The following is a 20,651-nucleotide window of genomic DNA, read 5'->3' on the forward strand; positions in this document are numbered from 1 at the left end:
TGTTAGTCCTCCTGCTCCCAGTCCGGGGTCATGTTGCGGGCAATCTGGATGAGGTCGTTACTGACGCCAGTGGGGACCATAGGCCACACCATCGAGTCACGGCTGACCACGAAATCGATCACAACGGGCCGGTCGTTGATGTCCAGTGCCTGCTGGATGGTGGCATCAATGTCCTCATCCCGCTCACAACGCAGTCCGGCGCAGCCGTAGGCGTCGGCAAGTTTCACGAAGTCCGGAACCCTCACGGTGTTGTGCCCGGTGTTGAGGTCCGTGTTCGAGTAGCGGCCCTCGTAGAACAGGGTCTGCCACTGGCGCACCATGCCCAAGGAGGAATTGTTGATCACGGCGACCTTGATCGGAATGTTGTTGATCACACAGGTGGCCAGCTCCTGGTTGGTCATCTGGAAACAGCCGTCGCCGTCGATCGCCCACACCACGCGGTCAGGGTTGCCGACCTTGGCGCCCATGGCGGCCGGAACCGCATAACCCATGGTGCCCAGGCCGCCGGAGTTCAACCAGGCATGCGGCCGCTCGTAGTTGATGAATTGGGCTGCCCACATCTGGTGCTGGCCAACGCCTGCCGCATACACGCCCTCCGGTCCGGTGAGCTCACCGATGCGCTGGATGACGTGCTGCGGGGCGGAGAGCCCGTCTTCGGGCTGGGTGAACCCGATGGGGTAGCTCTCGCGGAGCCGGTTCAGCACCATCCACCAGGCGCTGTAGTCCGGCGCACCGGAGGCGGCGAACTGCTCGCGCAGTGCCGCGGTGAACTCCGGAATGATCTCTTTCACCGAGCCGACAATCGGTACGTCGGCCGTCCGGTTCTTCGAAATTTCGGCAGGATCGATGTCCGCATGGATCACTTTCGCCCCGGGCGCGAAGCTCGAAAGCACACCGGTTACGCGGTCGTCGAACCGCGCGCCGAGCGTAATCAGCAGATCCGACTGCTGAAGGGCAGTCACCGCGGACACCGAGCCATGCATGCCGGGCATGCCGACGTGCTGCGGATGGGAGTCGGGAAAAACCCCGCGGGCCATCAGCGTGGTGACAACCGGTGCGCCCAGCAGCTCCGCCAGCTCGAGCAATTCTGCTGCCGCATGGGCCTTGACCACACCGCCGCCCACGTAAAACACGGGACGTTCCGAGGCCATGATGAGCCGGGCGGCCTCGCGGACCTGCTTGGCGTGACCCCGTACCACCGTGCGGTAGCCGGGCAAGTCAACTTTCGGTGGCCAGGAGAAGGACATCGCGCCGACCTGGGCGTCCTTTGCGATGTCCACGAGCACCGGTCCCGGCCGCCCCGTCGAAGCGATGTGGAATGCTTCAGCGAGAACCCGGGGAATGTCCTGTGATTTGGTCACCAGGTAGGAGTGCTTGGTGATCGGCATGGTGATGCCGACGATGTCCGCTTCCTGGAACGCATCCGATCCGATCACGGCGCTGGATACCTGGCCGGTGATGGCCACCATCGGCACCGAATCCATATGCGCATCCGCTATTGCGGTGACCAGGTTGGTGGCCCCAGGCCCGGACGTAGCAATGCAGACCCCCGGACGCCCGGTCACCATGGCGTAGCCCTGGGCCGCATGCCCGGCGCCCTGCTCATGGCGGACGAGGATGTGCCGAAGTTTGGTAGAGGCCATCAGCGGGTCGTAGGTCGGAAGAATTGCGCCTCCGGGAAGGCCGAAGATGTCATCAACGCCGAGTTCCTCAAGGGCGCGGACAATCGCCTGGGATCCGGTCATCTGGGTTGGCGGCACCACGCGGTTGAGCCCGAGCACCGGACTGGCGGGCGCGGAAGGAGCCGCGTTGTCCCTGCCCGGCTGCTGGACCGGTGCCGCCGGAGCGGGTTGTCTGGTTGCCATCAGCGCCGGGCTGATGGGCGATCCCTTGGACATCTTTGAACTTCCTTTGTATCCAGCACAGCTTGATCGCTGCGCAAATGTACTGCGCGAATCTGTTCGGTGGGAACAAAAAAACCCCTCAGCCTGGTGGGCTCTGCGAGGGGTTTGCGCGTGACGTAGACGTACCAGCCGGGCTTTTAGGCCACGCGCTTGGTAACTAGGACTACGGATACGAGCTGCATACCTGTAGTTTTCACTCCCTCGCCAGCAGTGTCAACAACACCCGGAACCGTCTCACTATATGGACAACCATTCCAGTTACTGGACACTAACTGAAGACGACGACGCCGGCGCGCAGCCTCCGTCGTCGTCTTCAGTTCCGGTTTCCAACCGGCGCAGATTAGCCGGTGTAGGCGCCCTCGGAGGCTGAATGCACCAGCTTCGCGTACTTCGCCAGCACTCCCCTGGTGTACCGGGCGGGAAGCGGCTCCCAACCGACCCTCCGGCGCTCCAGTTCCTCGGGATCGACCAGCAGGTCGAAGGTCTTGTTCGGAATATCGGCGCGGATACGGTCCCCGTCCTTGACGAACGCAATGGGGCCGCCGTCCACTGCCTCGGGAGCCACGTGGCCGATGCACAGCCCGGTGGTGCCGCCCGAGAACCTACCGTCCGTCAGTAGGAGTACATCCTTGCCCAGTCCCGCGCCCTTGATGGCTCCGGTGATGGCCAGCATTTCGCGCATGCCCGGTCCGCCTTTGGGGCCCTCATACCGGATGACGACGACGTCCCCCGCCTTCACCTCCCCCGCAGCGAGAGCCTGCAAGGCCCCCTGTTCGCGTTCGAAGACGCGCGCAGTACCTTCGAACACCTCTGCGTCGAAGCCTGCGCTCTTCACCACCGCACCTTCCGGAGCCATCGAGCCGTGCAGGATGGTAATGCCACCGGTTTTGTGGATGGGGTTATCCAGGGCACGCAGGATCTTGCCGTCAACGTCCGGCGGATTGATCGCCTCGAGATTTTCAGCGAGGGTCTTGCCCGTCACCGTCAGCACGTCTCCGTGGAGGAGTCCGGCGTCCAGAAGGGCACGCATGATCACCGGCACGCCGCCGATCTTGTCCACGTCGGTCATGACGTAGCGGCCGAACGGCTTGAGGTCACCCAGGTGCGGAACGCGGTCGCCGATGCGGTTGAAGTCATCGAGCGTAAGATCCACCTCCGCCTCGCGTGCGATGGCGAGCAGGTGCAGGACTGCATTGGTGGATCCACCGAAGGCCATCGTGACAGCAATGGCGTTTTCGAACGCCTTTTTGGTCATGATGTCCCGCGCTGTGATGCCTCGTCTCAGCAGGTTCACGACGGCTTCGCCGGACTTTCGGGCAAATTCATCCCGACGGCGGTCCGCAGACGGCGGCGCTGCCGAACCGGGCAGTGACATACCGAGCGCTTCACCGATGCAGGCCATCGTGTTGGCGGTATACATACCTCCGCAGGCGCCCTCACCAGGGCAGATTGCGCGCTCGATGCGGTCGACGTCACCCCTCGACATTTTTCCAGCCGCGCATGCCCCGACGGCTTCGAAAGCGTCAATCAGGGTGACTTCCTTCTCTGTGCCGTCTTCCAGCTTCACCCAGCCCGGCATGATTGAGCCGGCATACAGGAAAACGCTCGAGAGATTCAGCCGCGCAGCAGCCATGAGCATGCCGGGCAATGACTTGTCACAGCCTGCCAGAAGCACCGACCCGTCAATGCGCTCCGCTTCCATCACTGTCTCAACGGAGTCGGCGATGACCTCGCGGGATACGAGCGAGAAGTGCATTCCTTCGTGGCCCATGGAGATGCCGTCCGAGACGGAGATTGTTCCGAACTGCATAGGGAACCCGCCGGCCGCGTGAACGCCCTCCTTGGCGCCCTGGGCCAAGCGGTTCAGGGAGAGATTGCAGGGCGTGATTTCATTCCAGGAGCTCGCGACGCCGACCTGCGGCTTGGCGAAGTCGTCATCACCCATTCCCACTGCACGCAGCATGCCTCGGGCAGGTGCCCGCTCCATGCCATCAGTGACCGCACGGCTTCTTGGCTTGATATCCGGTGTTGCCTTGGCTTCGCTATCCACGCTCATGGGTAAAAGTCTAGGCCCGAAAGCAGGTGCGCCCTGCGCGTGTGACCGACCTATTAAGCCCATCTTAGGGGTGTGCTGCGTCACAGGCGGCCGGCGTTCAGCGCGCCCGCCGGCCGAATGGACACCGCTTATTTCGGGTAGGGTGGTCGGCGCGGACCACGTGCGGCCGGCCATCGGCGGCCGCATACCGACCAGCCGTCCCGCGGGCACTTCCCTACCCAGGCCGAAAATGATTCCCCAGTTGCCGCACGCTTCACAGGACGAGCCCGGAAGCGATGCCCTGAAGAACATCCTCCGCGGAATCTTCGACTCCCAAATCCTTAACTACGGCGATTACAACCTCATCTTCGCTGTGAACGCTCGCCGCGAAGGCAGGGACGCCGACGGGACGCGAATCAGCGCACCGAGGTACTACGTCGTCGGATACCGTTGGCAACCCACGGAGATCATGGTGGCTCCCGTCAACGGGCAGACCCTGACCGGCGGCGGCGTTCCAGTCGAATTGAACATGACCAACCTCGCCCACGCCTTTCAGTTGGCGGATGGCGATTACGAGGTGGCAACAAACACCGGCAGGACGTTCCGCTTCGGGGTTCAGCCGGACGTCATTTTCCAGCCTGCACGCCACCAGGAACTCCACCTCGAGCAGGCGGACGACTACGCGGACTTCGAACTGTTCATGCAGACGTTCATCACGCTCGCATAGCCCTCAGACGTCGCGGCGCCCCGCTTCCCACGGTCCCGACACCACCAGATTGACCGGCTCCCGACCGACGGCGAACGCCTCCAACTGGCGCCGCAGCAGCCGCACGATGCGTGGGAGGAACGCACCGGTATTCCCGCCGTTGTGGGGCGTGATGATCGCGTTTTCCGCACCCCAGAGCGGATGATCCGCGGGAAGGGGCTCAGGATCGAAGACATCGATTGCGGCATGCAGGCGGCCGCTGACCACCTCAGCCGTGAGTGCCTCCGAATCCACCACGGGGCCCCGTGCAACGTTGATGACGAGGGCGCCGTCGGGCAACGCCGCAAGCACGTCCCTTCCCACCAGTCCCCGGGTGGAGTCCGACAGCGGCGTAATGATGATCAGGACATCGTGGTTGGCAGCCAGTCCGAGAAGTTCATCGCTGCCGTGCACCTGCCCGCGCTGGTCGGTACGCGCTGTCCTGCCGACCCTCGTGAGCTCGACTTCGAAGGCATCGAGTCGATTGGCTATTTCTTCTCCGATGCCGCCAACTCCCAGGAGCAGCACTCTGCGGTCTGCAAGGCCCGGGAATCGTTCGGGCTTCCACACCCGCTCCCGCTGGTTCAACACTGCGACGTTGATGCCGCGAAGGGAGGTAATGGCGAGTCCGATTGCCATTTCGGCTGTAGCCGCAGCGTGGACGCCGGCGGCACTGCAGACGGCAACCCCGGCACCTGCCATTTCCGGCACGCCCTCATACCCGGTCGATTGGGTCTGCACCAGTTTGAGCGCGGGAGCTGACTGCAGCTGTGAGCTGAAATCGCCCCTGGCCATATAGGGCAGTACTGCGACGTCGACCTCCCGCAGGTCAGCCCCAAGGGGTTCGCCTTTGAAGTCCCACACTGCGAGGGTGATTCCGGCGGGTGCAGGACTGAGTGCTTCCAGAAGGTATTGGTCAGGCACTGTCACGGTACGGATTGTGGGAGCGGTCATGCGATCAGCGTAGCCGGACGACCGTGGGGCCCATGGACAGCCGTTTTCCGTCGTCGTAACGTGTCTGTCATGCGCACCGCGCAGCAGGAAAAACGGAACGATGGAATCACCCCGGCACTCCGGGGTCTCGCCGCAGCGTTCTGTCTGCTCGCCGGAGTCACCTCATGCAATGCCGGACCTGAGCCCGCCCCCATTGTCCGGCAGGCTCCGACCTCCCTGGGTGCCACCGCCGGTGAACCGGCGCCGTCGGTGTCCGAGCAGCCAATTCCGGCAGTCACCGCGGAGGTGGCAACAGGCTTGGATGTTCCGTGGGCAATGGCGTTGCTGCCGGACGGCAGCCTCATCGTCACTGAGCGGGAAAGCGCGGAGGTGAAACGGATTACCGACGGCGTGGTTGATGTCATCGGCGTAGTACAGGACGCCATCGACGCCGACGGCGAGGGCGGATTATTGGGCGTTGCCGTGCCGCCGGACTTCACGGCTGACCCCCGCCTTTACTTCTACTACACGAGCACCGACGATAATCGTGTTATCAGCATGGCGTATGGCAACGGTGCCCTTGAAGGCACGGAAGAAGTGCTGACGGGCATACCGAAGGCGAACATCCACAACGGAGGCCGTATCAAATTCGGCCCCGACGGGTACCTGTACATCGGCACGGGCGATGCGTCCAACGCAGAAAGCGCACAGGACAGGGCGAGCCTCGGCGGGAAAATCCTTCGGGTTACTGCTGACGGCGAACCCGCCCCGGATAGTCCGTTCGGCTCTGCCGTCTATTCGCTGGGGCACCGGAATGTGCAGGGTCTGGCCTGGGACTCCGGGGACCGGCTCTGGGCAAGCGAGTTCGGCCCCGAGCGCGATGATGAGCTCAACCTCATCGAGCCCGGCGGAAACTACGGCTGGCCTGCAGTCACCGGGGCTTCGGGTCAGCGCGGTTTTATTGACGCCCAGGTGGTGTGGCCGTCCACCGCTACAGCTTCCCCCAGCGGCATGGCCATCGTGGAAGACGTCGCCTACATCGGCGGTCTACGGGGTGAACGGCTCTGGCGTGTACCGGTGTCCGGAGGTTCCGCCGGCAATCCGGCCAGCTTCCTCGACGGCGCTCACGGGCGGCTGAGGGACACTCTTGCGGGAGTTGACGGCAGCCTGCTCATTGCGACTAATGAAACCAGTGGATCCAGGATCCTGCGGGTGGAGATGCAATAGCTCACACGCAGCGCTCCGATTTCAACTTTCCGTCGCAGTGCTGGTAGAGTTTAGTGCTGTTGCGGAACGCGGTGAGACCGGATTCCGCAGGCACCTCTAGCTCAATTGGCAGAGCAATTGACTCTTAATCAATGGGTTCCGGGTTCAAGTCCCGGGGGGTGCACAGAAAAAGAAATCCTCCCGTTGGGCATCTGCCCGGCGGGAGGATTTCTGCTTTAACTCCAAGAACCGAGCGACCCGCTAATCGTCAATGAGCGCGGGCTCCGGAAGGCCAGCCCGCCGTGAGGCTGCAGGCGCACCATCAGCTTCCCAGTTCCAGCGCGGGGCACCGAGGTCCTCAATGACGGACTGGAGGTGTGACCTCAGTTCACTGGAGACAAGCCCCTCGCCGGCGATGAGCGTACGCTCAACATCTTTCGCTTCTCCGAGCACCCGGCTGCCCGCGGGCGTAATAGAGACTGCATGGCTGCGGCGATCGATGTCGCTGCGCGTCCTCAAGATGTGTCCGCGCAGTTCGAGGCGGGACAGGGTCTTGCCCATGGTTTGCGCCTGGACACGCACCAGCTGGGCAAGATTGGCCTGGGTCATGGCTCCCTGGGTTTCCAGCACGCCGAGCGCAATCACGCCGGCATGAGTGACACCAATGGAAACCAACCGTTCATTCCACGCATGCTCCACCAACCGAGCGGCCGTCGTCAGTAGTCGACCGGTAGGCCATTGCTCGAGATGCGGCATCAGCAAAAACTCCCTTTCACCCCGCGTAGCTCGTGTAGCTTCGCTTGGGGACCTTGAAATCCACCCACATATGATAGCTACTGCTCGGGCCGCAAACCCGGAGAGTTGCACCGCTGATGCACAATCGAGACCGAAAAGAGAGACCAATATGTCAAAACGACTCCAGACCGGGGACCGCGCACCCGATTTCAGGCTTTCGTCCGCGGACGGTTCGGACGTTTCCCTCAGCGACTTCGCCGGCGAGAATGTCGTCGTCTACTTCTATCCCGCAGCAGCGACACCGGGCTGCACAACCGAAGCCTGCGATTTCCGGGACAACCTCGCCTCGCTTGGCGCTGCAGGATACAGGGTCCTGGGAATTTCCCCCGATTCGGAAACGAAGCTCCGCTCCTTCAGTGAGAAGGAGTCACTGACTTTCCCGCTGCTTTCCGACCCGGATCATGCAGTGGCAGAGGCCTATGGCGCGTGGGGCGAAAAGAAGAACTATGGGAAGACCTATGAAGGTCTCATCCGATCCACAGTGGTGATCGACGGATCCGGGCAGGTCAGCCTCGCCCAGTACAACGTCAGGGCCACCGGTCATGTAGCCAAGCTCCGCCGCGATTTAGGGATCAGCTAACGCGAAACCGGCAGGTCCGTAAGCGGCATCCGTTGCCCGTGATGGAACCAGTACAATGGACCGTGCGCCGGATCGTTCTGGCCGGTCGGCAGGCCCACGCGCGAGTGGCGAAATTGGCAGACGCGCTGGATTTAGGTTCCAGTGTCTTCGGACGTGGGGGTTCGAGTCCCCCCTTGCGCACTACCAGCTGGAGACGTGATCGGCGTCGATTATCCGGGCCCCCAGGCTTCACGCCTGGGGGCCCGGCTCGTTAAGCCCCAATGCGAAATCACGGCCCCGAGCCGCTGTCAACAATTTTTTCAGCACTCACCCATCCACCTTCATCGCTCAGCCGAATGACCTGTGAGACATCGACACGATGTGTTCGTCCGGAAATTAGACCATCGCGTTTTGCCGTGGGGGTCGGAATGAATGAAGGAGAAATGAAATGGAACTTCTCAAGCGCAGGAATCTCTCCGTATTCGGTGTCGCAGCTGTAGCCATGTTCGGCCTGGCAGCCTGTGGCGGTGGCGATGAAGCAGCCACCAGTGATTCGGAGACCACCGAATCAACCACGACTGAATCCTCAGCACCCGAGATGACCGAGGAAATGACCGAAGAGGCCATGGACCCCGCCGCCAACCTGGTGGGCCCGGGCTGCGAAGGTTACGCGGAGCGGGTGCCCGACGGCGACGGCTCGGTAGCCGGCATGGCTCAGGATCCGGTAGCGACGGCTGCTTCGAACAACCCGCTGCTTACTCAACTGACCGCCGCTGTGTCAGGTGGCATCAACCCTGATGTCGATCTGGTTGACACCCTCAACGGATCTGAAGCGCTGACCGTCTTCGCGCCGGTTGACGACGCCTTCGAAGCGCTCGATGCAGCAACCGTCGAGGCGCTGCAGACCGACGCAGACCTCCTCTCCGGAATCCTTACCTACCACGTCGTTGAGGGCCAGCTGGCTCCCGATGAGGTTGCCGGAACACACACCACGCTCAACGGTGCCGAGCTGACGGTCGAAGGCGAGGGTGACTCCATCACCGTCGGCGAAGAGGGCGCAGCGGTCATCTGCGGTGGCGTTCAGACCGCCAATGCAACGGTCTACCTGATCGACTCCATCCTGATGCCCCCGAGCGAGTAGTCAGTCCCGGGTAACAGGCACGGCAGTCCAGGCGAGCAATCGTCTGACAAAGACTCCTTGATTCGACTCCTCTAATCTGGATCAGGGACACGGTGGGTATCTGCACTCCGATGCAGATACCCACCGTTTTTGTGTGTCGGGCGTGTCGTACGATGCACCGCGATCAGCTTCCCTTCAGTCTCGTGACCTAAACTGGAGATTCCGCCCGCAGTCGTGCCCTACTGCACGCGCGCCCCGAGGAGACCATGCCAGCCAGCCCAACGCACCGCCGTCGTAAGCTGTCGGGACCGTTCCTGCGTGCGCTGGCGGGAGCAGCAGTGCTCGGCCTGACCGCGTGCACTGCAGCCACGCCGGTACCAACAACGACGACGGCGCCCGCCACCAGTGCGGAGCCGGCGGCTCCGGTTGGCAATACCACCACCGCAACGTTCACGTTCGGCACTGCCGCGACGCCTACCGGCCTTGATCCGGCACTTGTTGCAGACACTGAGTCCTACCGAATCACCCGGCAGATGTTGGAAGGTCTCGTCGGAATCGACCCGCTGACCTCAGAACCGGCGCCGCTCCTGGCCACGTCATGGGAGGAACGGGACGAGGGCCGCGCCTACGCCTTCGATCTGCGCCAGGACGTTGTCTTCCACGATGGCGAACCGTTCAACGCCGCAGCGGTCTGCGCAAACTTCGAGCGCTGGTACACGATGCCTCCCGAAACCCGGGTACTGGACGCCACCATCGCGTTCAAGTCCGTGTTCAAAGCCTTCTCTGATGAACCTGAGGAATCCGTCTACGATTCGTGTCAGCCGCTCGGAGAGCACACCGTGCTCATCCGGCTGACCGGTCGCCTCACGTCCTTCATTCCCGCCCTTGCTTTGCCTGCCTTCGGAATGGCCTCGCCAAAAGCGCTCGACGAGCTCAACGCGAACCAGCTGACTGTTGAACGAAATGGCAGGCAACTGTCGGAGTTCGCGCTCAGTCCGGTCGGAACGGGTCCGTTCACGTTCACCCGTTGGTCCGCGGATGAGGTGACCTTGAGCGCTTTTGAAGGTTACTGGGGCACGGCGGGTGAAATTCAGACCGTCACTTTTCGTACCATTCCGAACACAGCTGCCCGATTGCGTGCGCTGCTGAGCGAGGAAATCGACGGATACGACCTCGTGACCGTGGACAACGCCGCCGAGCTCGCCCGGGAGGGCCAGCAGATCCTGCAACGCGATCCATATTCGGTCCTGTACCTCGGGATGAACCAGGACTTTCCCGGCGTCGACGATGTGCTGTTCCGGCAGGCAGTAGCCCACGCGATCGACAAAGATGCACTCATCGAGGGCCGCTTCCTGGCCGGCACCAGCCCGGCCAACCAGTTCATTCCGCCGAAGCTCGGGGTGACCAATGAAGAGATCACCGATTACGAGTACGATCCTGAGCTGGCGAGGGAACTGCTGGACGAGGCCGGGTACAGCGGTGAGCCGCTCCCCTTCCACTATCCCCGCAACGTCTCCCGTCCCTATCTCTCCTCACCGGAGAAGGTGTACGCCGAGCTGAGCCGTCAGCTCACGGCCGCCGGATTCAATCTTCAGCCCGTCCCGACCGAATGGGCCGACGGCTATATCGAGACCGTCCAAAATGACGATAACCGTGCGTTCCACCTGCTCGGGTGGAGTGGGAGCTACCAGGATCCCGACAATTTCGTGGGCGCCCTGTTCGGCAGCTACAGCGAAGAATTCGCTTTCCGTGACAACCAGCTCTTCAGCAAGATTGCCAGGGCAGTCACGCTGCCCAACGGTGAGGAGCGCGTTGCCGCGTACCAGGAGATAAGTGAGAGCATCGCCGTTGACATTCCTGCCGTTCCGCTCGCCTTTCCCATCTCGGCCGCAGTGGTGTCTCCCCGTGTGCTCAGCTACCCCGTAAGCCCGGTCATGCACGAGGTTTTCAACAGCATTGACCTCGCTGATGTTGAACAACCGGTCCCCTGAACCGAGAACTGATTCGGCACCTTGCCAGCCGGGTGAATTCGGCGGAGCACTGGGACGAGGATCACTGCGCCGTGCGGCATTCGGATTTAGGGAACGCCTCTGCCAGAGGCTACGCTTCTAGGGCTAGCGCCCTTGCTATTGGAGACCCATCGTGACTGCTGACAGCCAGGCGGGAAAGCCCGCGAATCACACTGACGTCGTTCTTATCGGCGGCGGAATCATGAGCGCCACCCTGGGTGCGTTCCTCAAGCAACTGCAGCCGGACTGGAGCATCACTCTGTTCGAGCGGCTTGACCGCGCTGGGCTCGAGAGCTCCGACCCCTGGAACAACGCGGGGACCGGCCACGCCGCCCTATGCGAGCTCAACTACTCGCCGGCAGGCAAGGACGGCTCCGTAGACCCGTCCAAAGCCATCGCCATCAACGAGCAGTTCCAGATCTCCAGGCAGTTCTGGGCGCATATGGTCTCGAACGGCCACCTCGGCGATCCGGGCGGCTTCATCAACGCCGTTCCGCATATGAGCTTCGTCTGGGGTGAACCAAATGTGGAGTATCTCCGTCGGCGTTATGAGGCACTCCGCACGCAACCACTCTTCAAAACCATTGAGTTCGCCACTGAGCACGCGGAGATTGCAGAGTGGACTCCGCTCATCATGGAGGGCCGCAGTCCTGGTCAGCCCGTCGCAGCATCACGGGTAACCGGCGGTACGGACGTCGATTTCGGATCACTTACCCGCGGTCTCACAAGCTACCTCGGCGAAAATGACGTTGACCTGCGCTACGGCCATGACGTCATCAATCTTTCGAAGACCTCGCAGAACCGCTGGGATGTCACCGTTCGCAACCGGGCAACCGGGCAAGCGCACACCGTGAACACGCGGTTCGTCTTCATCGGGGCCGGCGGCGGTGCGCTGCATCTGCTGCAGAAGAGCGGCATCCCCGAAGGCCGCGGTTTTGCCGGATTCCCGGTCTCCGGACAGTTCCTGCGCTGCACCAACCCAAAGACCGTGACACGGCACAACGCCAAGGTGTACGGGCAGGCGTCGGTCGGTGCCCCGCCCATGTCCGTGCCGCACCTCGACACCCGCTACGTCAATGGCGAACGTTCGCTCTTGTTCGGCCCCTACGCCGGTTTTTCAACCAAGTTCCTCAAGCGCGGATCACTGCTGGACCTGCCAACGTCGATCCGCCCGTCCAACCTCCTGCCCATGCTGGCGGTAGGCAAGGACAATATCCCGTTGACCAAATACCTGATCAGCGAGGTGCTCAAGAAGCGTGAGGCGAAAAATGAGTACCTCAACGAGTTCCTGCCCGCAGCTGATGGCAACCGGTGGGAACTGATCAGCGCCGGGCAACGTGTACAGGTCATCAAGAAGGCACCCGGGAAGGGCGGCGTTCTGCAGTTCGGCACGGAAGTCATCACTTCCGCAGACGGCACTGTCGGTGCCCTGCTGGGAGCATCTCCGGGGGCGTCGACTGCGGCGCCGATCATGCTTGAGCTCATGCGTCGTTGCTTCCCCGGCCAGCTTGCTGACTGGGAGCCCAAATTGAAGGAAATGATCCCCGGCTACGGCACGAAGCTCAACGAGAATGAGTCGCTTGCCGATGACATCCAGTCAATGACTGACAGGGTCCTGGGACTCAACTAGACCGCGGTGCCGCCAGGACTGGATGCCCGCAGAAGGCAGAACCGATGTTCCGTTTGGCGCAGCTATCCCTGGCGAACCGCGCACTGATTGCCCTCATCACCGTGTGTGCGGCGGTGTTCGGTGTGATCGCCATGGGTTCCCTGAAGCAGGAGCTCATCCCCTCGCTGGAGTTCCCGCAGATCACTGTGGTTTCCTCATTGCCGGGGGCCGGGCCGGAGTACCTGGACAAGCAGGTCAGCGAACCGTTGGAAAGTGCCCTCAGCGGTGTCGAAGGCCTTGAATCGTCCTCGACGACGTCGCGGAACGGCGTTTCCACCGTCAGCTTGATGTTCGCCTACGGTACGGATCTGGACCGCGCCCGAGGGCAGGTGGACCGCGCCATCTCGACCGTACGTTCTGCCCTGCCGGACGACGTTGAGCCGCAGTCGTTGGCCGGAAGCATCAACGACCTCCCCGTTGTCTTCATGGCCGTGTCCTCAGACCGCTCCCTGAGCGAACTGGGCGAGGAACTGACGAGGCTCACGGTGCCGCGGCTTCAAAAGGTAGAGGGTGTTCGCAGCGCCGAGATCACCGGCGGTGCCGAACAGCACATCTCCATCCTTCCCCGCCAGGAAGATCTCGCTGCACAGGGACTATCCACCGGCGACATCATCGACGCCCTCGAAAACAACGGCGAGCTGTTTCCCATCGGCACCCTCGAGGAGGGCGAACGTTCCCTTACGATCCAGGCGGGCAGTCCCGTGCAGTCGCTGGACGACATCCGCGCCCTGCCGATCCTGCCACCGGAAGCCAGTACAGGCGCCACCGACCCGGCAACAATTGGGGAGGTTGCGGAGGTTTCAATAGCCGACGACGACGCCACGTCCATCACGCGTACCAACGGCACCGAAACACTCGCGCTCACGGTAACGAAGGTTCCGTCCGCAGATACCGTGACTCTCTCCAATGCGGTGACTGCCCTGATCCCCGAGCTTGAGGCTGAACTGGGCGACGGCGCGAATATCACGGTGATCTTCGACCAAGCGCCCTTCATCGAGCGTTCCATCGCCGACCTCACAACCGAGGGGCTGCTGGGGCTGGGCTTCGCCGTCGTCGTTATTCTGGTCTTCCTTCTCTCCGCGCGGTCCACGCTGGTGACCGCAGTGTCCATCCCGCTGTCGCTGCTGATCACGTTCATCGGGTTGTGGGCTACCGGCTACTCGCTCAATATCCTGACGCTCGGTGCGCTGACTATTGCGATCGGCCGGGTCGTTGATGACTCGATCGTGGTCATTGAGAACATCAAGCGTCACCTCAGTTACGGCGAGGACAAACGCTCGGCCATCCTCACCGCCATCCGCGAGGTTGCCGGCGCCATTACAGCTTCCACGCTGACCACGGTGGCGGTTTTTGCCCCGATCGCCTTTGTCGGGGATCTGGCGGGTGAGCTGTTCCGGCCGTTTGCGTTGACCGTCACGATTGCGCTGCTGGCGTCCCTGGCTGTGTCGCTGACAATCGTCCCGGTGCTGGCCTACTGGTTTCTGCCGCGGACGCGGATCGCAGCCGATCAGGCAGATCCGGCGTCGGCTGCGACTGCTACGGCGGAGCAGCGGCACCGCGCTGAGGAAAAGGAGCAGCGGTCCTGGCTCCAGCGGGGGTACCTTCCCATCCTCCGGATAACCCAACACCATCCGGTGTGGACTGTGGTGGCCGGAGCGCTAGTGCTTGCCGGAACAGTGGCGCTGGTTCCCTTCATGCAGACCAATCTCCTGGGCAACACCGGTCAGAACAGTTTCAGCGTCATCCAGCGCCAGCAGCCGGGGTCAAGTCTTGAGAACACCGTTGCCGAAGCGGGGCGCGTGGAGGAAGCGCTGGCCGGTTTCGAGGAGATCCGTGACGTGCAGGTCACGGTCGGGAACGCAGCGGGGGCAGTCGGAGCCCGTTTTTCCGCCGGCGCTTCCACCGCGCAGTTCACCGTGACTACCGAGGAGGACGCAGACCAGCAGCAGCTGCAGAACGAGGTTCGCTCCGCGCTCAACGAGCTTGAGGGAGCGGGCGAGATCTCGCTGTCCAACCAACAGGGTGGATTGGGGACGTCGAGCACGGTGGACATCAATATCACTGCCCCCGAACCGGACGTCCTCGCTAAGGCAAGCCAGGCCGTCGTCGCCGCCATGCAGGGGGTGCCGGGAGCTCGCGATGTGACGTCGAACCTCGCCGCCGCCCAGCCGCAGATCCAGGTGAGCGTGGACCGGAACGCGGCGGTGGAGGCAGGGCTGACCGAGGGCCAGATCGGCGCGCTGTTGGGCGGCAGCATCAGCGCCGTTCCGGGAGGCACCGTCCGGCTCGATGCCACGGATTACCCCATCCTGATCGGTGAGGGAACGGAAATCACCAGCGTGGACCAACTCCGCAATCTCTCGTTGCCGACGCCGGCCGGGCCAATCCCGCTGACGGATGTCGCCACGGTGGAAGAGGTCCAGGTTCCGCTGACGATCACCAGTTCAAACGGCGAGCGGACAGCGCAGGTTTCCATCACGCCGTCCCAGGACAATCTGGGCGCACTGACGGCGTCCGTCACTGAGCGGCTGGACGCCGTCACGCTGCCAGCCGGGGCCACTGCCACACTGGGCGGCGCGTCCGAACAGCAAGCTGATTCCTTCGGCCAGCTCTTCCTCGCGCTCTGGGCGGCGGTGGCGATCGTGTACGTGATCATGGTGGCAACGTTCAAGAGCCTCATCCAGCCGCTTATCCTCCTCGTCTCGGTTCCTTTCGCGGCCACCGGTGCGATTGCCCTGCTTGTTCTCACGGGAATCCCGCTCGGGCTGCCCTCACTGATCGGCATGCTCATGCTGGTCGGCATCGTTGTAACGAACGCGATCGTGCTCATTGACCTGATCAACCAGTACCGCCGGCCGCAGAATGGTTCGCCGGGGCTGAGCGTTGCCGATGCAGTCACCCGCGGGTCCAGGCAACGTCTTCGTCCCATCCTGATGACGGCCCTTGCAACGGTCTTCGCCCTGACCCCGATGGCCCTCGGTCTGACCGGAGAAGGCGGGTTCATCTCCCAACCGCTTGCCGTCGTCGTCGTTGGTGGTCTTGTCTCTTCGACGCTGTTGACCCTGGTACTGGTTCCGGTGCTCTACCGCCTCATCGAAGGCCGGCGGGAGCGGCGTGCTGCGGTGGGTCGTGAACGGGAACAAATCCCGGAGCCTGCTGGTTACGGAGTACAGTAGATGCAAATGCATGTACTTCTAGGAGGAGGAATCCCATGCAGATCGGTATCTTCAGCGTCGGGGACGTAACGGTTGATCCCACCACGGGCAAAGCACCGAGCGAACACGAGCGCATCAAGGCCATGGTGACCATCGCCAAGCACGCCGAAGACGTCGGCATGGATGTCTTCGCGACCGGTGAGCACCACAACCGGCCCTTTGTTCCCAGCTCCCCCACCACCATGCTTGGCTATGTGGCAGCGCAGACGTCGCGGATCATCCTCTCCACCTCGACCACGCTGATCACCACCAATGACCCGGTCAAGATCGCCGAAGATTACGCGATGCTGCAGCATCTCGCCGATGGTCGGGTGGACCTGATCCTGGGACGCGGCAACACGGCGCCCGTCTACCCCTGGTTTGGCAAAAATCCGCAGGACAGCGTGGACCTCACCGTTGAGAACTACCATCTGCTGCGCCGGCTCTGGGACGAGGACGTGGTGACCTGGGAGGGCAAGCACCGCACCCCCCTGCATAACTTCACCTCCACACCCCGGCCGCTCGACGGTGTTGCACCCTTCGTCTGGCACGGCACCATCCGCACGCCGCAGGTCGCGGAGATCGCCGCCTATTATGGCGACGGCTACTTCGCCAACAACATCTTCTGGCCGAAGGAGCACTACCAACAGCTGATCTCGCTTTACCGCGAGCGGTACGCCCATTACGGCCATGGCACACCCGAGCAGGCAATTGTCGGGCTCGGCGGACAGTTCTTCATTCGGCCGAAGTCCCAGGACGCCGTGAACGACTTCCGCCCCTACTTCGACAATGCACCGGTTTACGGGCACGGGCCGTCGCTGGAGGACTTCACCTCGCAGACACCCCTGACCGTCGGCAGTCCGCAGGAGCTGATTGACAAGACGCTCTCCTTCCGGGAGTTCTTCGGGGACTACCAGCGTCAGCTGTTCCTCGTGGACCACGCGGGACTTCCACTGAAAACCGTCCTGGAGCAGTTGGACCTGTTCGGCTCCGATGTGCTGCCCACGCTGCGCAAGGAAATTGCTGAGCGCACGCCGGCCTCGATACCCGCTCCCCCGACCTTCGAGAACCGGCTGGCTGCGGTGTCTGCCCATGCCTGAGTCTCCGGCAACACCGCTGCGCCTCACTGCCGACGCCTGGGAGTCCCTCTTCCGGGCGCAGGTGGCGGTGATGCGCAGACTCCGGCGGGATCCTTCCTTTCAGACGCTCGCCATCGGGGAGTATGACGTCCTTTTCAACCTCAGCCGCTGTCCCACCGGTTGGACACGGCTCAACGAGCTGAACAGCCATCTGTTGATCAGCCAGCCAAGCCTGAGCCGGATGGCTGAGCGCCTTGAGCACAAGGGCCTCGTGCAGCGCAGGCAGGCGCCGGATGATCAGCGCGGTGTGCTGTTGTCACTCACCGACGAAGGCCGTCGCCTGCAGCGCGAGATCGGTTCGGCACACGTGCGCGCCATCCACGCGCTGCTCGGTCCCCTTCTGAACGAAGAGGAAATGGAACAGCTGTTGACCCTGACCACCAAGCTCCGGGCGGGCCTGGAGCACGACGACGGCGCTCACCGGCCGGACTGAGCGCCACTTGTCGTCGGTTTCGTCGGTTTCCGCTCGCTTCGCTCCGCTTTCGGCTGGCTGAATAGCCGGCCGGCCGGCCGCTCTACGCTAGCCGAGCTGGACCGGCGAGGTGCCGTCGTCGTCGTGCAAGGTGTCTGCCACAGCGGTGACCTGCAGCGTGTCCAGGGTGAGGCTCCCGCCGACCGTGGAGAGAAACGCGGTATCCGAGGCGTCCCGCCCGGTTGCGATGCGCAGCAGGTTGGTCCGAGGAGCGAGCCCTGTTGCGTCGACGACATGCCACGCTTCGTCCACCCAGGCCTCAACCACCGCATGGAAGTCCATCGGATTCAGGCCGGGAGCATAAACGGACACCAGGCGCGCGGGTACGTCCTTGGCCCGCAGCAGCGCGATCACCAGATGGGCGTAGTCGCGGCAAACTCCTCTGCGGTCAAGCAGTGTCTGCGTGGCACCGTCGGTTGGCCGGGATGATCCCGAGACATAACTGATGTTGCCGCTTACCCAGGCGCGCACAGCGGCCAGCAGCTCGCTGCCGTGCAGGTTTCCGAACAGACTGTACGACGTCGGCAGCAACCGGTCGGATTCACAATATCGGCTTGGGCGGACGTACCGGATGAGGTCGGCGTCGTCCTCCTCCGGCGCGGCGGCTGAACCCCGTACCTCGGCCCGGTAGGTCAGTTCGAGCACCGACGGCTGCTCGAGGGTGAGCGTGTGGAGGATCCCGCCATGGCTGTCCCGGATGGGGGTTGGCGCTACCGGTTCTCCGTTGGCCGTGATCTCAAGGACTTCGTTCACCGCTGAATACCCGGAGTTTCGCGCCACCGCTACGGAAAAGGCCATTGATGTGTTGGCCCGGGTATTTGCGGTGAGACGAGCCGTGACTGATCGATTCATTCCGGTAGCTCCTGGCGGACGTCGATGAGCGGTGAACGGTGCCGGTCTGAAACACTGGCTGTAACACGGTACGACGAGAAAGGCGCCCCTGGTGAATCGCTCTACCACTGACAGCTCCGCAAACCACCGCCTGGACGGCCTGACCGCCGTTGTGACCGGCGCCAACAGCGGGTTGGGGCTACAGACCGTCATCGATCTGGCCCAGCGCGGGGCGTCGGTGGTTCTGGCGTGCCGCAGCGAGGAACGCGGAGCGGCCGCGCTGGAGCGGGCACGCATTGCCTCAGACAGCGGGTCACTGACGCTGCGGCAGCTCGATCTCGGAAACCTGGAGTCGGTACGTTCGTTCGCTCGAGACTGGACCGGCCCCCTGGACCTCCTGGTCAACAATGCCGGAGTCATGGCCACACCATTGAAGCGCACGGTTGATGGTTTTGAGCAGCAGTTCGGCATCAACCATCTGGGGCACTTCGCACTGACCGGCCTGCTGTTGGACTTCCTGCGGCAGTCTCCGTCCGCGAGGGTTGTGACGGTCTCTTCCCTGGCCCACAAGCGCGGACACATCGACTTTTCCGATCTGAATTCCGATGCCCGGTACCGTGCCTGGAAGGCCTATAACCAGAGCAAGCTCGCGAACCTCATGTTCACCATGGAACTCGACCGGCGGGTACGGGCGGCCGGTTGGCCGCTTATCGCCGTTGCCGCCCACCCGGGTCTGTCAACGACCAACCTGACGGCCGGGATGCGCGGAGCAGCCGTGCTCGATCTCATGGGCGGATTCTTCCGGATCATGGGCCAGTCGGATGTGGACGGCGCACAGCCTATCCTTCTTGCAGCAACCGGCCCGCACGTTCATGGTGGTGATTACTACGGCCCGGATGGACCGGGCGAAACCCACGGGAACGCCGTGCTGGTAGCTCCGGCTCCGTCAGTCCTCGACGAGGGTGTTGCTGCGAAGCTCTGGGCGGCGAGTGAAGAGCTGACCGGTGTGACGTATGCGGGGCTTCCTGCCGCCTGATCCCTGCCCTTGAACCGAACGCGATAGTAAGCATGCTGCCCGCTGACGTGAGCAAGGCCGTCTCCGAGTAGGTCGCGCTCGCAGAGCTTCACGCTAACGGAGCTTCCAAGCAGGAAAGCGGCGCCAGGTCAGCTCGCAACCTGGAGGGACATGATCATCCGGCGGATCCGCTCGAAGTCCTCCTGATCGAATCGCTTCTGGGCCTCGGCGATGGTCGCAAATGATTCCGTCCGCGAGCCGACCTGCGTCGGATCCAGTGCCTGGAGCTGGATGCCGTCGCCGAAGGCGTACAGGCCGATGTGCTCCGGTCCCTGCACTGTGTTGTTCAGGACACACGCCGCTCCATCGGCTCCGCCCACCATGTCCGTGATCCCATACGAGCTGAAGAACCGGTAGCCCTGGATGAGCCGCACAACAAAGCGCGGCTCGATCGAGCCCTCTGCCTCTGCTGTGGATGGAACATCAACCGGCTCGCTGGTCAGAACGATGTACGGGTTCGCTGCCTCCTCGCCGCATTCCTCGGAGGGCGGGATGATTCGGGTATGCAGCTCTGCCATGCTGGCGCCCTCCGCGTTCGACACGTCGAAGTGCAGGCCTCCCTCGTCATACCCCTCACCCGAATCTTCGATCGGCTCCACCGTCCAGTCCTCGGGCACCTCGAAACTGACAAGTCTCTGTTCGTCGGTGAATGCGGTCCATCCATTCCCCGGCGCCGTCCGTTCCGGGAGCATGGGAAGCGCAACGGGAGTAGGGCTGGCGCTTGCCGAAGCCGGAGCATCATTCGTTGCACTTGCAGCAGGACTGGCAGGCGGCCGGTCGCCGACAACGAAGTCGTCACAGCCGGTGATGGTGGCTGCGACGGCGAGAATCAGCACAGCCCCCAGCGCACGGGACCCGACGGTGCGTTTCATAACAGCTCCTTTCGAATGACCTGATGTCCACTCTATGCAGTGAAGCACACCACTTCGGAGACATCCGCGGCGGGAGCGGCGCAGAATCACCTA

At 63.0% G+C, this 20,651-nt stretch carries 16 protein-coding genes and 2 tRNA genes; 12 read left to right on the plus strand and 6 right to left on the minus strand.

The features are described from left to right. Window positions 1–2 precede the first annotated feature (2 nt). Together AC1MBU_RS11755 and ilvD are read right to left on the minus strand one after the other, a co-directional pair. Window positions 3–1,898, minus strand: a complete 1,896-nt coding sequence (locus AC1MBU_RS11755; RefSeq protein ID WP_277358549.1) for an acetolactate synthase large subunit — start codon at window positions 1,896–1,898, stop codon at window positions 3–5. Window positions 1,899–2,244: 346 nt separating this feature from the next. Next, complete coding sequence (ilvD, locus tag AC1MBU_RS11760; protein ID WP_346028142.1) at window positions 2,245–3,960, minus strand: dihydroxy-acid dehydratase; 1,716 nt, start codon at window positions 3,958–3,960, stop codon at window positions 2,245–2,247. A gap of 229 nt (window positions 3,961–4,189) precedes the next feature. Between ilvD and AC1MBU_RS11765 the strand changes: the two genes are divergently transcribed. Next, window positions 4,190–4,666: a hypothetical protein gene (locus tag AC1MBU_RS11765; protein ID WP_277358551.1), complete on the plus strand. Its 477-nt coding sequence runs from the start codon at window positions 4,190–4,192 to the stop codon at window positions 4,664–4,666. Window positions 4,667–4,669: 3 nt separating this feature from the next. Here the strand turns inward: AC1MBU_RS11765 and AC1MBU_RS11770 are convergent, their stop codons facing one another. Then, a complete protein-coding gene (locus tag AC1MBU_RS11770) occupies window positions 4,670–5,638 on the minus strand; it encodes a 2-hydroxyacid dehydrogenase (protein ID WP_479787247.1) in 969 nt (322 codons plus the stop codon). Between the two features lie 69 nt (window positions 5,639–5,707). Here AC1MBU_RS11770 and AC1MBU_RS11775 point away from each other — a divergent pair, with 69 nt between their 5' ends. Then, the gene (locus AC1MBU_RS11775) at window positions 5,708–6,844 is read left to right on the plus strand and encodes a PQQ-dependent sugar dehydrogenase (RefSeq protein WP_471671818.1); all 1,137 of its coding nucleotides are present in this window, start codon (window positions 5,708–5,710) and stop codon (window positions 6,842–6,844) included. Between the two features lie 90 nt (window positions 6,845–6,934). Beyond that, a tRNA-Lys gene (locus AC1MBU_RS11780) sits at window positions 6,935–7,007 on the plus strand. 77 nt (window positions 7,008–7,084) lie between these two features. On the opposite strand, the gene AC1MBU_RS11785 is transcribed toward AC1MBU_RS11780, so the two are convergent. Beyond that, entirely contained in the window at window positions 7,085–7,579 is a 495-nt protein-coding gene (locus AC1MBU_RS11785) for a MarR family winged helix-turn-helix transcriptional regulator (protein ID WP_346028140.1), read from the minus strand. Between the two features lie 148 nt (window positions 7,580–7,727). Here AC1MBU_RS11785 and bcp point away from each other — a divergent pair, with 148 nt between their 5' ends. The 8 genes from bcp (at window position 7,728) to AC1MBU_RS11825 (ending at window position 17,741) form a co-directional block, all read left to right on the plus strand. Next, on the plus strand, window positions 7,728–8,198 hold the full coding sequence (gene bcp, locus AC1MBU_RS11790; protein ID WP_277358555.1) for a thioredoxin-dependent thiol peroxidase: 471 nt from the start codon (window positions 7,728–7,730) through the stop codon (window positions 8,196–8,198). Between the two features lie 98 nt (window positions 8,199–8,296). Then, window positions 8,297–8,378 (plus strand) — tRNA-Leu (locus tag AC1MBU_RS11795). Window positions 8,379–8,625: 247 nt separating this feature from the next. After that, complete coding sequence (locus AC1MBU_RS11800; protein WP_479787248.1) at window positions 8,626–9,318, plus strand: fasciclin domain-containing protein; 693 nt, start codon at window positions 8,626–8,628, stop codon at window positions 9,316–9,318. A 245-nt stretch (window positions 9,319–9,563) separates the two neighbouring features. Continuing rightward, window positions 9,564–11,288 (plus strand): ABC transporter substrate-binding protein, encoded by a 1,725-nt coding sequence (locus AC1MBU_RS11805; RefSeq protein ID WP_479787249.1) that lies wholly within the window; start codon window positions 9,564–9,566, stop codon window positions 11,286–11,288. 151 nt (window positions 11,289–11,439) lie between these two features. Continuing rightward, on the plus strand, window positions 11,440–12,936 hold the full coding sequence (locus AC1MBU_RS11810) for a malate:quinone oxidoreductase (protein WP_277358557.1): 1,497 nt from the start codon (window positions 11,440–11,442) through the stop codon (window positions 12,934–12,936). A 44-nt stretch (window positions 12,937–12,980) separates the two neighbouring features. Next, complete coding sequence (locus tag AC1MBU_RS11815; RefSeq protein ID WP_479787250.1) at window positions 12,981–16,151, plus strand: efflux RND transporter permease subunit; 3,171 nt, start codon at window positions 12,981–12,983, stop codon at window positions 16,149–16,151. Window positions 16,152–16,186: 35 nt separating this feature from the next. After that, complete coding sequence (locus AC1MBU_RS11820) at window positions 16,187–17,269, plus strand: LLM class flavin-dependent oxidoreductase (RefSeq protein WP_479787251.1); 1,083 nt, start codon at window positions 16,187–16,189, stop codon at window positions 17,267–17,269. Further along, window positions 17,262–17,741, plus strand: coding sequence for a MarR family winged helix-turn-helix transcriptional regulator (locus tag AC1MBU_RS11825; protein WP_277358559.1), 480 nt, complete (start codon window positions 17,262–17,264; stop codon window positions 17,739–17,741). The genes AC1MBU_RS11820 and AC1MBU_RS11825 overlap by 8 nt, the downstream gene beginning before the upstream one ends. 87 nt (window positions 17,742–17,828) lie before the next feature. Here the strand turns inward: AC1MBU_RS11825 and AC1MBU_RS11830 are convergent, their stop codons facing one another. Next, window positions 17,829–18,632 (minus strand): transglutaminase-like domain-containing protein, encoded by an 804-nt coding sequence (locus AC1MBU_RS11830; protein ID WP_346028136.1) that lies wholly within the window; start codon window positions 18,630–18,632, stop codon window positions 17,829–17,831. A gap of 91 nt (window positions 18,633–18,723) precedes the next feature. Here AC1MBU_RS11830 and AC1MBU_RS11835 point away from each other — a divergent pair, with 91 nt between their 5' ends. Continuing rightward, window positions 18,724–19,647 carry an oxidoreductase gene (locus AC1MBU_RS11835; protein ID WP_277358561.1) on the plus strand — a complete coding sequence of 308 codons (924 nt, stop codon included), beginning with the start codon at window positions 18,724–18,726 and terminating at the stop codon, window positions 19,645–19,647. Between the two features lie 128 nt (window positions 19,648–19,775). Here AC1MBU_RS11835 and AC1MBU_RS11840 read toward each other — a convergent pair whose 3' ends face one another. Further along, a complete protein-coding gene (locus tag AC1MBU_RS11840) occupies window positions 19,776–20,558 on the minus strand; it encodes a hypothetical protein (RefSeq protein ID WP_479787252.1) in 783 nt (260 codons plus the stop codon). Window positions 20,559–20,651 lie beyond the last annotated feature (93 nt).

The sequence above is a fragment of the Arthrobacter sp. PTI12 genome (assembly GCF_056679915.1).

What these genes read in the sequence shown, in the direction of transcription:
- AC1MBU_RS11755 (WP_277358549.1), bottom strand. Translation starts at nt 1,898, where the DNA reads ATGTCCAAGGGATCGCCCATCAGCCCGGCGCTGATGGCAACCAGACAA.
- ilvD (WP_346028142.1), bottom strand. Translation starts at nt 3,960, where the DNA reads ATGAGCGTGGATAGCGAAGCCAAGGCAACACCGGATATCAAGCCAAGA.
- AC1MBU_RS11765 (WP_277358551.1), top strand. Translation starts at nt 4,190, where the DNA reads ATGATTCCCCAGTTGCCGCACGCTTCACAGGACGAGCCCGGAAGCGAT.
- AC1MBU_RS11770 (WP_479787247.1), bottom strand. Translation starts at nt 5,638, where the DNA reads ATGACCGCTCCCACAATCCGTACCGTGACAGTGCCTGACCAATACCTT.
- AC1MBU_RS11775 (WP_471671818.1), top strand. Translation starts at nt 5,708, where the DNA reads ATGCGCACCGCGCAGCAGGAAAAACGGAACGATGGAATCACCCCGGCA.
- AC1MBU_RS11785 (WP_346028140.1), bottom strand. Translation starts at nt 7,579, where the DNA reads ATGCCGCATCTCGAGCAATGGCCTACCGGTCGACTACTGACGACGGCC.
- bcp (WP_277358555.1), top strand. Translation starts at nt 7,728, where the DNA reads ATGTCAAAACGACTCCAGACCGGGGACCGCGCACCCGATTTCAGGCTT.
- AC1MBU_RS11800 (WP_479787248.1), top strand. Translation starts at nt 8,626, where the DNA reads ATGGAACTTCTCAAGCGCAGGAATCTCTCCGTATTCGGTGTCGCAGCT.
- AC1MBU_RS11805 (WP_479787249.1), top strand. Translation starts at nt 9,564, where the DNA reads ATGCCAGCCAGCCCAACGCACCGCCGTCGTAAGCTGTCGGGACCGTTC.
- AC1MBU_RS11815 (WP_479787250.1), top strand. Translation starts at nt 12,981, where the DNA reads ATGTTCCGTTTGGCGCAGCTATCCCTGGCGAACCGCGCACTGATTGCC.
- AC1MBU_RS11820 (WP_479787251.1), top strand. Translation starts at nt 16,187, where the DNA reads ATGCAGATCGGTATCTTCAGCGTCGGGGACGTAACGGTTGATCCCACC.
- AC1MBU_RS11825 (WP_277358559.1), top strand. Translation starts at nt 17,262, where the DNA reads ATGCCTGAGTCTCCGGCAACACCGCTGCGCCTCACTGCCGACGCCTGG.
- AC1MBU_RS11830 (WP_346028136.1), bottom strand. Translation starts at nt 18,632, where the DNA reads ATGAATCGATCAGTCACGGCTCGTCTCACCGCAAATACCCGGGCCAAC.
- AC1MBU_RS11840 (WP_479787252.1), bottom strand. Translation starts at nt 20,558, where the DNA reads ATGAAACGCACCGTCGGGTCCCGTGCGCTGGGGGCTGTGCTGATTCTC.